Annotated in this window: 20 protein-coding genes; 17 read left to right on the top strand and 3 right to left on the bottom strand. The window is 54.3% G+C overall.

The window, feature by feature from the left end; all coding sequences use genetic code 11:
• Positions 1-380: 380 nt before the first annotated feature.
• Positions 381-1,415 (bottom strand): phage portal protein, encoded by a 1,035-nt coding sequence (locus A7090_RS05880; protein WP_105273338.1) that lies wholly within the window; start codon positions 1,413-1,415, stop codon positions 381-383.
• A complete protein-coding gene (locus tag A7090_RS05875; protein ID WP_000156861.1) occupies positions 1,415-3,187 on the bottom strand; it encodes a terminase ATPase subunit family protein in 1,773 nt (590 codons plus the stop codon). The genes A7090_RS05880 and A7090_RS05875 overlap by 1 nt, the downstream gene beginning before the upstream one ends.
• Positions 3,188-3,360: 173 nt before the next feature.
• Here A7090_RS05875 and A7090_RS05870 point away from each other — a divergent pair, with 173 nt between their 5' ends.
• The 12 genes from A7090_RS05870 to A7090_RS05815 all read left to right on the top strand — a co-directional run bounded on the left by A7090_RS05870 (position 3,361) and on the right by A7090_RS05815 (position 9,561).
• Positions 3,361-4,215: a GPO family capsid scaffolding protein gene (locus tag A7090_RS05870; protein ID WP_001085975.1), complete on the top strand. Its 855-nt coding sequence runs from the start codon at positions 3,361-3,363 to the stop codon at positions 4,213-4,215.
• Positions 4,216-4,273: 58 nt separating this feature from the next.
• On the top strand, positions 4,274-5,347 hold the full coding sequence (locus A7090_RS05865; RefSeq protein ID WP_001248555.1) for a phage major capsid protein, P2 family: 1,074 nt from the start codon (positions 4,274-4,276) through the stop codon (positions 5,345-5,347).
• A gap of 3 nt (positions 5,348-5,350) precedes the next feature.
• The gene (locus tag A7090_RS05860) at positions 5,351-6,094 is read left to right on the top strand and encodes a phage terminase small subunit (protein WP_000203455.1); all 744 of its coding nucleotides are present in this window, start codon (positions 5,351-5,353) and stop codon (positions 6,092-6,094) included.
• Positions 6,095-6,193: 99 nt separating this feature from the next.
• Positions 6,194-6,703, top strand: coding sequence for a head completion/stabilization protein (locus A7090_RS05855; RefSeq protein WP_000988633.1), 510 nt, complete (start codon positions 6,194-6,196; stop codon positions 6,701-6,703).
• Positions 6,703-6,906 (top strand): tail protein X, encoded by a 204-nt coding sequence (locus tag A7090_RS05850; RefSeq protein ID WP_000846409.1) that lies wholly within the window; start codon positions 6,703-6,705, stop codon positions 6,904-6,906. The genes A7090_RS05855 and A7090_RS05850 overlap by 1 nt, the downstream gene beginning before the upstream one ends.
• A gap of 3 nt (positions 6,907-6,909) precedes the next feature.
• Positions 6,910-7,191, top strand: a complete 282-nt coding sequence (locus A7090_RS05845) for a phage holin family protein (protein ID WP_000123123.1) — start codon at positions 6,910-6,912, stop codon at positions 7,189-7,191.
• Positions 7,191-7,688, top strand: coding sequence for a glycoside hydrolase family 24 protein (locus A7090_RS05840; protein WP_001144101.1), 498 nt, complete (start codon positions 7,191-7,193; stop codon positions 7,686-7,688). Before A7090_RS05845 ends, A7090_RS05840 begins: the two co-directional genes overlap by 1 nt.
• Before the next feature lie 14 nt (positions 7,689-7,702).
• Complete coding sequence (locus A7090_RS05835; RefSeq protein ID WP_105273337.1) at positions 7,703-8,128, top strand: DNZ54_00345 family protein; 426 nt, start codon at positions 7,703-7,705, stop codon at positions 8,126-8,128.
• Positions 8,116-8,541, top strand: coding sequence for an Rz-like lysis system protein LysB (gene lysB, locus A7090_RS05830; protein WP_072837609.1), 426 nt, complete (start codon positions 8,116-8,118; stop codon positions 8,539-8,541). The genes A7090_RS05835 and lysB overlap by 13 nt, the downstream gene beginning before the upstream one ends.
• On the top strand, positions 8,441-8,686 hold the full coding sequence (gene lysC, locus A7090_RS26430; protein ID WP_241957263.1) for an Rz1-like lysis system protein LysC: 246 nt from the start codon (positions 8,441-8,443) through the stop codon (positions 8,684-8,686). The genes lysB and lysC overlap by 101 nt, the downstream gene beginning before the upstream one ends.
• On the top strand, positions 8,649-9,116 hold the full coding sequence (locus A7090_RS05820) for a phage tail protein (protein WP_000917145.1): 468 nt from the start codon (positions 8,649-8,651) through the stop codon (positions 9,114-9,116). The genes lysC and A7090_RS05820 overlap by 38 nt, the downstream gene beginning before the upstream one ends.
• Entirely contained in the window at positions 9,109-9,561 is a 453-nt protein-coding gene (locus A7090_RS05815; RefSeq protein ID WP_028132559.1) for a phage virion morphogenesis protein, read from the top strand. Before A7090_RS05820 ends, A7090_RS05815 begins: the two co-directional genes overlap by 8 nt.
• Before the next feature lie 80 nt (positions 9,562-9,641).
• On the opposite strand, the gene A7090_RS05810 is transcribed toward A7090_RS05815, so the two are convergent.
• The gene (locus A7090_RS05810; protein WP_089687696.1) at positions 9,642-10,721 is read right to left on the bottom strand and encodes a GTP pyrophosphokinase; all 1,080 of its coding nucleotides are present in this window, start codon (positions 10,719-10,721) and stop codon (positions 9,642-9,644) included.
• Positions 10,722-10,866: 145 nt separating this feature from the next.
• On the opposite strand from A7090_RS05810, the gene A7090_RS05805 reads away from it, so the two are divergent.
• The 5 genes from A7090_RS05805 to A7090_RS05785 form a co-directional block, all read left to right on the top strand.
• Positions 10,867-11,502, top strand: coding sequence for a phage baseplate assembly protein V (locus tag A7090_RS05805; protein WP_089687692.1), 636 nt, complete (start codon positions 10,867-10,869; stop codon positions 11,500-11,502).
• Positions 11,499-11,846, top strand: coding sequence for a GPW/gp25 family protein (locus A7090_RS05800; RefSeq protein ID WP_000127164.1), 348 nt, complete (start codon positions 11,499-11,501; stop codon positions 11,844-11,846). Before A7090_RS05805 ends, A7090_RS05800 begins: the two co-directional genes overlap by 4 nt.
• 4 nt (positions 11,847-11,850) lie before the next feature.
• Positions 11,851-12,759 carry a baseplate assembly protein gene (locus A7090_RS05795; protein WP_001121496.1) on the top strand — a complete coding sequence of 303 codons (909 nt, stop codon included), beginning with the start codon at positions 11,851-11,853 and terminating at the stop codon, positions 12,757-12,759.
• Positions 12,752-13,363, top strand: a complete 612-nt coding sequence (locus tag A7090_RS05790) for a phage tail protein I (RefSeq protein ID WP_001285340.1) — start codon at positions 12,752-12,754, stop codon at positions 13,361-13,363. Before A7090_RS05795 ends, A7090_RS05790 begins: the two co-directional genes overlap by 8 nt.
• The coding region (locus tag A7090_RS05785; RefSeq protein WP_198599565.1) for a phage tail protein at positions 13,360-14,192 on the top strand (833 nt) is incomplete at its 3' end. The genes A7090_RS05790 and A7090_RS05785, both read left to right, overlap by 4 nt.

The following is a 14,192-nucleotide window of genomic DNA, read 5'->3' as shown; positions in this document are numbered from 1 at the left end:
AGTGAACGGTCGGCTATTTTTAGCCGGATTTTTATACTGTTTCCCCTTAATTACGGTCGTTTCTATTCATGCATGTGCTATTGCATCGAATTGCATGCGTTTTCATCCCCTGTTGCTTATGAGCGTTGTCAGTGCTGGCGCATTCTCGGTATGTTCATGCAACTGCATTAAAATCGCCCCATGAAGCGGGCGGGCGAGGCGGGGAAAGCACTGCGCGCTGGCGGTGGTGCTGATTTTATTTTTTCAGCGTCTGAGCGCGTCGTGACGGCGCTTAGTCTGCCCGTTGAGGCGTTGGTGTGTCTGCGGGATTTTTTGTGCGGTGATGAGCGTGTGAGGGCGTGATGGCGGGGTGTAAAAAAGCCGCCCGCAGGCGGCGATGTTCAGCCGTTGTCAGTCTCCAGTGAGTAGTTTTTAAAGCGGATGACCTCCTGGCCGAGCCAGCCGTTTATTTCCCGAATCCTGTCCTGTAACGGGATAAGCTCATTGCGGACAAAGACCTTTGCCACTTTCTCAATATCACCCAGCGACCCGACGTTCTCCGGCTTGCCACCCATCAACTGAAAGGGGATGCGGTGCGCGTCCAGCAGGTCAGCGGCACTGGCTTTTTTGATATTAAAAAAATCGTCCTTCGTCGCCACTTCACTGAGGGGGATAATTTTAATGCCGTCGGCTTTCCCCTGTGGGGCATAGAGAAACAGATTTTTAAAGTTGTTGCGGCCTTTCGACTTAACCATGTTTTCGCGAAGCATTTCGATATCGTTGCGATCCTGCACGGCATCGGTGACGTACATGATGTATCCGGCATGTGCGCCATTTTCGTAATACTTGCGGCGGAACAGCGTGGCCGACTCATTCAGCCAGGCAGAATTAAGGGCGCTCAGATATTCCGGCAGGCCGTACAGCTCCTGATTGATATCCGGCTCCAGCAGGTGAAACACGGAGCCGGGCGTGAAGGCTGTCGGCTCGTTGAAGGACGGCACCCACCAGTAAACATCCTCTTCCACACCACGGCGGGTATATTTTGCCGGTGAGGTTTCCAGTCTGATGACTTTACCGGTAGTGCTGTAACGCTTTTCCAGAAACGCATTACCGAACACCAGAAAATCCAGCACAAAGCGGCTGAAATCCTGCTGCGAAAGCCACGGATGCGGGATAAATGTTGAGGCCAGAATATTGCGTTTGACGTAAATCGGTGAGCTGTGATGCACGGCAGCACGCAGGCTTTTTGCCAGACCGGTAAAGCTGACCGGCGGCTCATACCATCTGCCGTTACTGATGCATTCGACGTAATCCAGAATGTCACGGCGGTCGAGTACCGGCACCGGCTCGCCAAAGGTGAATGCTTCCATTTTCGGGGCGCTGGCGGTGATTGTTTTTGCCGCTGGCTGCGGTGTTTTCCCTTCTTTCTTGCTCATCAGTAAAACTCCAGAATGGTGGATGTCAGCGGGGTGCTGATACCGGCGGTGAGTGGCTCATTTAACAGGGCGTGCATGGTCGCCCAGGCGAGGTCGGCGTGGCTGGCTTCCTCGCTGCGGCTGGCCTCATAGGTGGCGCTGCGTCCGCTGCTGGTCATGGTCTTGCGGATAGCCATAAACGAGCTGGTGATGTCGGTGGCGCTGACGTCATATTCCAGACAGCCACGACGGATAACGTCTTTTGCCTTGAGCACCATTGCGGTTTTCATTTCCGGCGTGTAGCGGATATCGCGCGCGGCGGGATAGAACGAGCGCACGAGCTGGAACACGCCGACACCGAGGCCGGTGGCATCAATTCCGATGTATTCGACGTTGTATTTTTCGGTGAGTTTGCGGATGGATTCCGCCTGAGTGGCAAAGTCCATGCCTTTCCACTGGTGACGCTCAAGTATTCTGAATTTGCCACCGGCCACCACCGGCGGTGCCAGCACCACGCATCCGGCGCTGTCGCCACGGTGTGACGGGTCGTAACCAATCCATACCGGGCGGGAGCCGAACGGATTGGCGGCAAACGGCGCATAGTCTTCCCATTCTTCCAGTGTGTCGACCATGCAGCGTTGCAGCTCCTCGAACGGGAACACCGACGCCTTGTCGTCAACAAATTCACACATGAACAGGTTTTTAAAATCGTCGGCGCTGTTTTCGCGTTTAAGCTGCTCAATGTCGAACAGTGTGCAGCCACCTTTCAGGGCATCTTCAATGGTGACAATCTGCCGCCACTGGCCGTCCGCACAGAGAAGACCTCCGGCAAGGGCGTTATGACTGACGTCGATTTCCACGCGTTCGGCGGCGCTGGCGCGTCCCCGGTTGAACAGTTCACCTGACCAGAACGGGTAGGCGTCGTGCGCCAGCGTGGACGGGGTGGAGAAATAGGTCGAGCGCAGGTGACTCTGTGAGGCCATACCTGATGCCACCTTACGCAGTACCTGAAAATTCGGGATCCAGAAAATCTCGTCGACGTACAGGTCGCCGTTATGGCTCTGTGCGGTGTTGGAGTTGGTGCCGAGAAAAATCAGTTTTGCGCCGTTATTGCCCAGGACAATCGGGTCACCGGTCAGGTCAACGTCAACCAGACGGGCAAAGGCGATGATGTATTCGCGGAACACATACGCCTGCGTTTTACTGGCCGACAGAAAAATCTGGTTATGGCCGGTTTTCAGGGCGCGCAGCAGCGCCTCGCGGGAAAAATAAAACGTCGCGCCAATCTGGCGGGATTTCAGGATATCGCGGATGCGGTGCTCAAGCCCGGCGCGATACCAGTGCAACTGATAGTCGAAAGACTGCTCAAAGAAAATCTGCTCCAGCTTTTCGATGGCCTCGTCACTGAAAAAATTCTTTTTCGGTTTGCGCCGCCCGCCTTTGTTGCGGTTAGCGACGTTCGGATTAAGGTCTGCCTCGTTGCCGGTCTGGCTGTAGCGGTTTACCCGTGCCAGTCGTTCAATCTGGCGTCCCAGCAGGTCAATTTCCTTGAAGTCACCGCCGGTTTTCTGCGGTTTGATGATGAGCTGGGTCAGTCGCGCTTCCAGACTCATTTCGACACGGCTGATGGGGGCAACGCTGTCCCAGCCGTCGCGCTGTTTCCAGCTCTGCACCGTCGGGCGTTTCATCTGCAACATGGCGGCAATCTGCGGCACGGAAAACCCCTGCCAGTACAGCAGCGCCGCCTGACGACGCGGGTCGTGTAAAAGAGTGGTGTCTGTGGTGATGGTCATGAATACCTCGCCGTGATGAATACACGGCAAGGCTACTGAGTCGCGCCCTGCGATTCGCTAAGGTGCTGTTGTGTCAGTGATAAGCCATCCGGGACTGATGGCGGAGGATGCGCATCGTCGGGAAACTGATGCCGACATGTGACTCCTCTAATCACTATTCAGGACTCCTGACAATGGCAAAAAAAGTCTCAAAATTCTTTCGTATCGGCGTTGAGGGTGACACCTGTGACGGGCGTGTCATCAGTGCGCAGGATATTCAGGAAATGGCCGAAACCTTTGACCCGCGAGTCTATGGTTGCCGCATTAACCTGGAACATCTGCGCGGCATCCTGCCTGACGGTATTTTTAAGCGTTATGGCGATGTGGTCGAACTGAAGGCCGAAAAGATTGATGACGATTCGGCGCTGAAAGGCAAATGGGCGCTGTTTGCGAAAATCACCCCGACCGATGACCTTATCGCGATGAACAAGGCCGCGCAGAAGGTCTATACCTCAATGGAAATTCAGCCGAACTTTGCCAATACCGGCAAATGTTATCTGGTGGGTCTGGCCGTCACCGATGACCCGGCAAGCCTCGGCACGGAATACCTGGAATTCTGCCGCACGGCAAAACACAACCCCCTGAACCGCTTCAAATTAAGCCCTGAAAACCTGATTTCAGTGGCAACGCCTGTTGAGCTGGAATTTGAAGACCTGCCTGAAACCGTGTTCACCGCCCTGACCGAAAAGGTGAAATCCATTTTTGGCCGCAAACAGGCCAGCGATGACGCCCGTCTGAATGACGTGCATGAAGCGGTGACTGCTGTTGCTGAACATGTACAGGAAAAACTGAGCGCCACTGAGCAGCGACTCGCTGAGATGGAAACCGCCTTTTCCGCACTTAAGCAGGAGGTGACTGACAGGGCGGATGAAACCAGCCAGGCATTCACCCGCCTGAAAAACAGTCTCGACCACACCGAAAGTCTGACCCAGCAGCGCCGCAGCAAGGCCACCGGCGGTGGCGGTGACGCCCTGATGACGAACTGCTGACCGGCGTCAGTCAGTCCGGGAAAACCTTCACGATTAACCCTTAATTTCAGGAAAAACTATGCGCCAGGAAACCCGCTTTAAATTTAATGCCTACCTGTCCCGTGTTGCCGAACTGAACGGCATCGACGCCGGTGATGTGTCGAAAAAATTCACCGTTGAACCGTCGGTCACCCAGACCCTGATGAACACCATGCAGGAGTCCTCTGACTTTCTGACCCGCATCAACATTGTGCCGGTCAGCGAAATGAAAGGGGAAAAAATTGGTATCGGTGTCACCGGCTCCATCGCCAGCACCACCGACACCGCCGGTGGCACCGAGCGTCAGCCGAAGGACTTCTCGAAGCTGGCGTCAAACAAGTACGAATGCGACCAGATTAACTTCGATTTTTATATCCGCTACAAAACGCTGGACCTGTGGGCGCGTTATCAGGATTTCCAGCTCCGTATCCGTAACGCCATTATCAAACGCCAGTCCCTTGATTTCATCATGGCCGGTTTTAACGGCGTGAAGCGTGCCGAAACCTCTGACCGCAGCAGTAATCCGATGCTGCAGGATGTGGCGGTCGGCTGGCTGCAGAAATACCGCAATGAAGCCCCGGCGCGCGTGATGAGCAAGGTCACTGACGAGGAAGGGCACACCACCTCTGAGGTTATCCGCGTGGGTAAGGGCGGTGATTATGCCAGCCTTGACGCACTGGTGATGGATGCGACCAACAACCTGATTGAACCGTGGTATCAGGAAGACCCTGACCTTGTGGTGATTGTGGGTCGCCAGCTACTGGCGGACAAGTATTTCCCCATCGTCAACAAGGAGCAGGACAACAGCGAAATGCTGGCCGCTGACGTCATCATCAGCCAGAAACGCATCGGTAACCTGCCGGCGGTACGCGTCCCGTACTTCCCGGCGGATGCGATGCTCATCACGAAGCTGGAAAACCTGTCCATCTACTACATGGATGACAGCCATCGCCGCGTGATTGTGGAAAACCCGAAACTCGACCGCGTGGAGAACTACGAGTCAATGAACATTGATTACGTGGTGGAAGACTACGCCGCCGGTTGTCTGGTGGAAAAAATTAAGGTCGGTGATTTCTCCACACCGGCTAAGGCGACCGCAGAGCCGGGAGCGTAACCGATGACGAGTCCCGCACAGCGCCACATGATGCGGGTCTCGGCAGCGATGACCGCGCAGCGGGAAGCCGCCCCGCTGCGACATGCAACTGTCTATGAGCAGATGCTGGTCAAGCTGGCCGCAGACCAGCGCACACTGAAAGCGATTTATTCAAAAGAGCTGAAGGCCGCGAAAAAGCGCGAACTGCTGCCGTTCTGGTTGCCGTGGGTGAACGGCGTGCTGGAGCAGGGCAAAGGCGCACAGGATGACATTCTGATGACGGTCATGCTGTGGCGTCTGGATACCGGCGATATTGCCGGTGCGCTGGAGATTGCCCGTTATGCCCTGAAATACGGTCTGACCATGCCGGGTAAACACCGCCGCACCCCGCCGTATATGTTCACCGAGGAGGTCGCGCTCGCGGCCATGCGCGCCCACGCGGCCGGTGAGTCTGTGGATACCCGCCTGCTGACGGAGACCCTTGAACTGACTGCCGCTGCTGACATGCCTGATGAAGTGCGCGCAAAGCTGCACAAAATCACCGGTCTGTTTCTGCGTGACGGTGGTGATGCCGCCGGTGCGCTGGCTCACCTGCAACGTGCGACACAGCTCGACTGTCAGGCAGGCGTCAAAAAAGAGATTGAGCGACTGGAGCGGGAGCTGAAACCTAAGCCGGAGCCGCAACCCAAAGCGGCCACCCGTGCCACGCGTAAGACCCGGAGCGTGACACCGGCAAAACGTGGACGCCCGAAAAAGAAAGCCAGTTAACAACCGAATGCGCCCCGCGCCAGGGCGGCACGCCGGTCAGTGAGGGTGAATCACCTGACACTGCACCGGCGTCCACCGCCCGACTTTTCAGAGGTAGTCATGATGACGCTGATTATTCCGCGAAAGGAGGCTCCCGTGTCCGGTGAGGGTACGGTGGTCATCCCGCAACCGGCAGGCGACGAGCCGGTGATTAAAAACACGTTCTTTTTTCCCGATATCGACCCGAAGCGCGTCCGGGAACGTATGCGCCTTGAGCAGACCGTCGCCCCCGCCCGTCTGCGTGAGGCCATCAAGTCAGGCATGGCGGAAACAAATGCGGAGCTGTACGAGTACCGCGAACAGAAAATTGCCGCCGGTTTTACGCGTCTGGCGGACGTTCCGGCGGACGACATCGACGGTGAAAGTATCAAAGTTTTTTACTACGAGCGCGCCGTGTGTGCGATGGCGACCGCGTCGCTTTATGAGCGTTACCGCGGCGTGGATGCCAGTGCGAAAGGAGACAAGAAGGCCGACAGCATTGACAGCACCATTGATGAGCTGTGGCGGGATATGCGCTGGGCAGTGGCGCGCATCCAGGACAAGCCGCGCTGCATCGTGAGTCAAATCTGATGAAGACCTTTGCGCTACAGGGCGACACGCTCGACGCCATTTGTGTCCGGTATTACGGGCGCACTGAGGGCGTGGTTGAGACCGTGCTCGCCGCAAATCCGGGACTGGCTGAACTGGGTGCGGTGCTGCCACATGGCACCGCCGTCGAACTGCCCGACGTTCAGACCGCGCCCGTGGCTGAAACTGTCAATCTGTGGGAGTAACGCATGACAGCAGAAGAAAAAAGCGTCCTGTCGCTTTTCATGATTGGGGTGCTGATTGTTGTCGGCAAGGTGCTTGCCGGTGGTGAACCCATCACCCCGCGTCTGTTTATCGGGCGCATGTTGCTCGGTGGTTTTGTCTCGATGGTTGCCGGTGTTGTTCTGGTGCAGTTTCCTGACCTGTCACTGCCTGCGGTGTGCGGCATCGGCTCCATGCTGGGTATCGCCGGTTATCAGGTGATTGAGATTGCCATTCAGCGCCGCTTTAAGGGCAGGGGGAAACCGTAATGCCGGTAATTAACACGCATCAGAATATCGCCGCCTTTCTCGACATGCTGGCAGTGTCCGAAGGGACGGCGAACCATCCGCTGACGAAAAACCGGGGCTATGACGTGATAGTCACCGGACTGGACGGAAAGCCGGAAATTTTCACCGACTACAGTGACCACCCGTTCGCGCATGGCCGACCGGCGAAGGTGTTTAACCGTCGCGGTGAAAAATCCACGGCCTCCGGTCGCTATCAGCAGCTTTACCTGTTCTGGCCGCATTACCGCAAACAGCTTGCCCTGCCGGATTTCAGTCCGTTGTCACAGGACAGACTTGCCATTCAGTTGATCCGCGAACGCGGTGCACTGGATGACATCCGGGCGGGACGTATTGAGCGCGCCATTTCACGCTGTCGCAATATCTGGGCGTCCCTGCCGGGTGCCGGTTACGGTCAGCGTGAGCATTCACTGGAAAAACTGGTCACCGTCTGGCGTACCGCTGGCGGCGTACCGGCTTAAACGGAGTAAACACCATGAAGAAATTATCCCTTTCACTGATGCTGAACGTGTCGCTGGCGCTGATGCTGGCACTGTCCCTGATTAACCCGCAGAGCGTGGCCGTCAGTTTTGTCGCCACCTGGGCGATTCTGGCGACGGTTATCTGTGTGGTTGCCGGTGGTGTCGGCGTGTATGCCACTGAGTATGTGCTGGAACGCTACGGGCGGGAGCTGCCGCCGGAATCGCTGGCCGTGAAGATTGTCACGTCGCTGTTTTTGCAGCCGGTGCCGTGGCGCAGACGGGCAGTGGATCTGGTGGTGATGGTGGCGACATTTATCTCGCTGGTCGCTGCCGGGTGGATTTTTACCGCGCTGATTTATCTCGTAGCGTCGGTGTTCTTCCGGCTGATACGTACGGCCTGCCGTCAGCGTTTTGAGGGGCGGGAACCATGTCAAAGCTGATGATTGTGCTGGTTGTGTTGTTATCACTGGCGGTGGCTTGTCTGTTTCTGGCGAAGCATGAAAACGCCAGCCTGCGCGCCTCGCTGGACAGGGCAAACAATGTCGCCAGTGGGCAGCAGACGACCATCACCATGCTGAAAAATCAGCTTCATGTTGCCCTCACCAGGGCAGACAAAAACGAGATGGCGCAGGTGGCACTGCGTCAGGAACTGGAGAACGCCGCGAAGCGTGAAGCACAGCGCGAGAAAACCATCACGAGGTTACTCAATGAAAACGAAGATTTTCGCCGCTGGTACGGCGCTGACCTGCCTGATGCTGTGCGCCGGTTGCACCAGCGCCCCGCCTGCACCGACGCCAGTGATTGCCCACAACGCCTGCCCGAAAGTGAGTCTTTGCCCGATGCCGGGCAGTGACCCGGAGACGAACGGCGATTTAAGTGCCGATATTCGGCAGCTTGAGAACGCGCTGGCACGCTGTGCCAGCCAGGTAAAAATGATTAAACACTGTCAGGACGAAAACGATGCTCAAACCCGACAGCCTGCGCAGGGCGTTGACTGATGCCGTCACGGTGCTGAAAACTAACCCCGATATGCTGCGGATATTCGTGGATAACGGGAGTATTGCCTCCACACTGGCGGCGTCGCTGTCATTCGAAAAGCGTTACACGCTCAATGTCATTGTGACCGACTTTACCGGTGATTTTGACCTGCTCATTGTGCCGGTGCTGGCGTGGCTGCGGGAAAATCAGCCCGATATCATGACCACCGACGAAGGCCAGAAAAAAGGCTTCACGTTTTATGCAGACATCAACAATGACAGCAGTTTTGATATCAGCATCAGCCTGATGCTGACCGAGCGCACGCTGGTCAGTGAGGTGGACGGCGCGCTGCATGTGAAGAATATCCCGGAACCTCCGCCGCCGGAGCCGGTCACCCGCCCGATGGAGCTGTATATCAATGGCGAACTGGTGAGCAAGTGGGATGAATGAGTTTAAGCGTTTTGAAGACCGGCTGACCGGACTTATTGAATCGCTGTCACCGTCAGGGCGTCGGCGACTGAGTGCCGAACTGGCGAAACGTCTGCGGCAGAGTCAGCAGCGTCGGGTGATGGCACAGAAAGCCCCGGACGGCACCCCCTACGCGCCACGCCAGCAGCAGAGCGCCAGAAAAAAGACCGGTCGCGTTAAGCGAAAAATGTTTGCGAAACTTATCACCAGTCGTTTTTTGCATATCCGCGCCAGCCCGGAACAGGCATCAATGGAGTTTTACGGCGGAAAGTCACCGAAAATCGCCAGTGTGCATCAGTTCGGTCTGTCGGAAGAAACCCGGAAAGACGGTAAGAAAATTGATTATCCGGCGCGTCCTCTGCTCGGCTTTACCGGTGAGGATGTGCAGATGATTGAAGAGATTATCCTGACTCACCTCGATCGTTAGTTGTGCCATTCCCGACACCTCATCGCTGCTGCCGGTGCTTATCGGCAGCAGTCTTCTGTTAGAATACTTTAAAACTAAAGCTAAGGTTGTGTGCTTATGTTTTCTCTTATATTCGAGAAAAAATCGGAGATATCGCTGTTTTTCAGATTTAAACCTGCTTTGTTATTAAATTCAGATTCTAACGAAGGTGAGTTTTGAAACGCAACGATAATTTGACATAAATAACTCAAAAGAACTTCTTTTGGCATGGGGGTTTCTCTGCAATAATCAATAAATAGTTCTCCGAAGCAGAATATTCTATCTACGATCTGCTTTTTCATTTGTGAGAGTTTTTGATTGAGCTGTTCTATTGTAGTTATGTTGGCTAGCTTTAAACTATTTAGTAGGTATCCCAAATCTTTATCCTTGTATCGGCCATGTACTGTGATTCCTGTTTTTTCTTTTATCTCTTCTGAAAGTTCACTCATAATTCGACTTGTGTTTAAGAATTCATCCAAAGTGAAAATATCTAAAACTGAATCACTAGTTCCTTGCTCTAGTTCTTTTGCAACCTCTTTCTGCCGTTCAGAAATCTTTTTTCTGATTTTAATAAATTCATCATCGGCCATTTCTAAAAGACCAGCTAAGCGTGAAAAGTATCTTCTTATTTCATTAGGCAGTCCTGTGGCCGACTTATAACCAATGTCGTGTTCAATTTCAGCCCAGGCATGCTGAAGGATTGATCGTATTTGTAATTCGGCTTTGATATTTTTATATACTTCATATTCTTTTAAGTTTGTTCTGGTTGAGCTTAAAGTTACTATATAATGAAGTGATAAGTAACCAAATTTATCAGGCGCAATTGAGGTTCTTTTATCAATAGAGTTCTCTTGGTCAATGGTGAACTCCTTTTCAACTATAGCAGCTATCTTATCAACATCATCAGCATAATGTGTGATGATCCTGATACCAACGATATCAGTAATATCATCTATAGACTTGTATTTTCCCTTTTTATTAATCTTGCCTTCAAGGCTTTTTTTTGTTTTAACTCTTGATTCTAGTGAGTGAATTGAAATTTTTTCATTGCGAATTAACGTGGTTAATAACGATTTAAGAGTAAGGGCATAGGATTCAAATTTATCTTTCCGTTCATCATAAGTAATTAGAATGTCTGACATGCGTGTATCCATTGGCTCCAATTAGTGAGGATGTTTTTTTGCCAGTTAAGTAATCATTATATTCACTTCAAATGGAGTGTTGTGTCAACCTTAGAAAAACACTCTTTTATTGTTCTCATCAGTTCTCAGCAGCATGCTAGATCTTATGAAAACACTCGCAAATATCCAGGAACTCGCGCGCACGCTGCGCAACATGATACGCCCCGGCATTATCGTCGAAACCGACCTTAACGCCAGTCGCTGCCGTGTGCAGACCGGCGGCATGTGCACCGACTGGCTTCAGTGGCTGACCCATCGTGCCGGACGTTCGCGCACATGGTGGGCACCTTCCGTGGGGGAACAGGTGCTGATTCTGGCCGTGGGCGGTGAACTCGACACGGCGTTCGTTCTGCCGGGGATTTATTCCGGTGATAACCCCGCGCCGTCTGCGTCGGCGGATGCCCTGCATATCCGTTTCCCTGACGGGGCGGTGATTGAGTATGAACCCGAAACCAGTGCACTCACGGTAAGCGGAATTAAAACGGCCAGCGTGACGGCTTCTGATTCTGTTACTGCCACGGTGCCGGTGGTCACGGTGAAAGCATCAACCCGCGTCACCCTGGACACACCAGAGGTGGTCTGCACCAACAGGCTGATTACCGGCACGCTGGAAGTGCAGAAGGGCGGGACGATGCGCGGCAACATTGAACACACCGGCGGTGAACTCTCATCAAACGGTAAAGTACTGCATACCCATAAACACCCCGGCGACAGCGGCGGCACAACCGGGAGTCCTCTATGACAGCGCGTTATCTTGGAATGAATCGCAGTGATGGCCTGACTGTCACTGACCTTGAGCATATCAGCCAGAGTATCGGCGATATCCTGCGCACACCGGTCGGCTCACGGGTGATGCGTCGTGATTACGGCTCGTTGCTGGCGTCAATGATTGACCAGCCGCAGACCCCGGCGCTTGAGTTGCAGATTAAGGTTGCCTGTTACATGGCGGTGCTGAAATGGGAACCCCGCGTCACCCTGTCATCCGTCACCACTGAGCGCAGTTTTGACGGGCGAATGACGGTCACATTAACCGGTCAGCACAACGACACCGGCCAGCCACTTTCGTTAACCATCCCTGTGAGTTGAAACCATGCCGATTATCGACCTGAACCAGCTACCCGCACCGGATGTGGTTGAGGAGCTGGACTTTGAAACCATTCTCGCCGAACGCAAGGCGACACTGATTTCCCTTTACCCGGAAGACCAGCAGGAGGCGGTCGCCCGTACCCTGACGCTGGAATCTGAGCCTCTCGTCAAACTGCTGGAGGAAAATGCTTATCGTGAGCTTATCTGGCGTCAGCGTGTGAATGAGGCTGCACGGGCGGTGATGCTGGCCTGTGCAGCCGGTAATGACCTTGATGTGATTGGTGCCAATTACAACACCACGCGCCTGACTATCACCCCGGCAGATGATTCGACCATTCCGCCGACACCGGCAGTGATGGAGTCTGACACCGATTATCGTCTGCGTATTCAGCAGGCGTTTGAGGGCTTAAGCGTCGCCGGGTCGGTGGGTGCCTATCAGTATCATGGTCGCAGTGCCGACGGGCGTGTCGCGGATATCTCTGTCACCAGTCCGTCTCCGGCCTGCGTCACCATCTCTGTGCTGTCACGTGAAAATAACGGTGTCGCATCCGAAGACCTGCTGGCCGTGGTGCGTAACGCCCTTAATGGCGAGGACGTCAGGCCGGTGGCCGACCGCGTGACCGTGCAGTCTGCCGCCATCGTTGAATACCAGATAAACGCCACGCTGTATCTTTACCCTGGTCCCGAAAGCGAACCCATTCGCGCTGCCGCCGTGAAAAAACTGGAAGCGTATATCACGGCACAGCACCGGCTGGGGCGCGACATCCGTCTGTCTGCCATTTATGCCGCTTTGCATGTGGAAGGCGTGCAGCGTGTCGAACTGGCTGCACCGCTGGCCGACATCGTGCTCAACAATACGCAGGCGTCTTTCTGTACCGAATACAGCGTCGTGACCGGAGGCTCGGATGAGTGATTCGCGACTGCTGCCGACCGGCTCATCACCGCTTGAAGTCGCCGCCGCAAAAGCCTGTGCGGAAATTGAAAAAACGCCGGTCAGTATTCGTGAGCTGTGGAACCCGGACACCTGTCCGGCAAATCTGCTGCCGTGGCTGGCGTGGTCATTTTCGGTTGACCGCTGGGATGATAAATGGCCGGAAGCGACAAAACGCGCTGTTATCCGCGATGCGTATTTCATTCACTGCCATAAGGGCACTATAGGCGCAATCCGGCGCGTGGTGGAGCCGCTCGGCTATCTGATTGAGGTGAGGGAGTGGTGGCAACTCAACGAGGAGCCGGGGACGTTCCGTATCGTTGTTGGCGTGCTTGAGCAGGGTATTACCGAGGAAATGTATCAGGAGCTGGAGCGCCTCGTTGCTGATGCAAAACCGGCAAGCCGCCATCTGACGGGACTGGCTATCAGTTTAAGTACAACCGGCAACATTTTTGCCGGTGCGGGATGCTATCACGGCGACGCCCTGACGGTTTATCCCTACACCCCGGAGGCCATTATTGTCGGAGGAGATTATTTCCCGGCCTCGGCCATTCATTTAATTGATAACCTGAGAGTAAACGCATGACAGTGAAATACTACGCCATTCTGACTAATCAGGGCGCAGCACGGCTGGCTAACGCGACGATGCTCGGCAGTAAGCTGAATCTGACGCAAATGGCCGTTGGTGATGCGAATGGTGTTTTGCCGACACCAGACCCGGCACAGACAAAGCTGATTAACCAGAAACGCATCGCGCCGCTGAATCTTCTGAGCATTGATCCGAACAACCAGAGCCAGATTATTGCGGAGCAAATCATCCCTGAGAACGAGGGTGGATTCTGGATCCGTGAGATTGGGCTTTATGATGATGAAGGCGTACTCATTGCGGTGGCGAACTGCCCGGAAACGTACAAACCGCAGTTACAGGAAGGCAGTGGTCGTACTCAGACTATCCGCATGATTCTGGTTGTCACGAATACCGAAGCCATCACGCTGAAAATCGACCCGTCGGTGGTACTGGCGACCCGTAAATACGTGGATGATGAAGTCCTGGAATTAAAGCTGTATGTGGATGACAAGATGGCAAAACATATTGCCGCACAGGATCCTCATACCCAGTATGCACAGAAACATAATCCGACATTTACCGGAGAACCAAAAGCGCCGACGCCTGCCGCAGGAAATAAAACCACGCGGATTGCGACCACTGCGTTTGTTCAGGCCGCTATTACCGCTCTGATTAACGGTGCGCCAGCCACGCTGGACACACTGAAAGAAATTGCCGCAGCCATTAACAATGACCCGAAATTCAGCACCACCATTAACAATGCGCTGTCAGGTAAGCAGCCACTGGATGAGACGCTGACTAATTTGAGTGGAAAAGATGTGGCTGGTCTTCTCGCATACCTTGGTTT

The sequence above is a fragment of the Escherichia sp. MOD1-EC7003 genome, from assembly GCF_002965065.1.
Taxonomy (GTDB): domain Bacteria; phylum Pseudomonadota; class Gammaproteobacteria; order Enterobacterales; family Enterobacteriaceae; genus Escherichia.
This window is presented reverse-complemented; position numbering and strand designations above follow the sequence as displayed.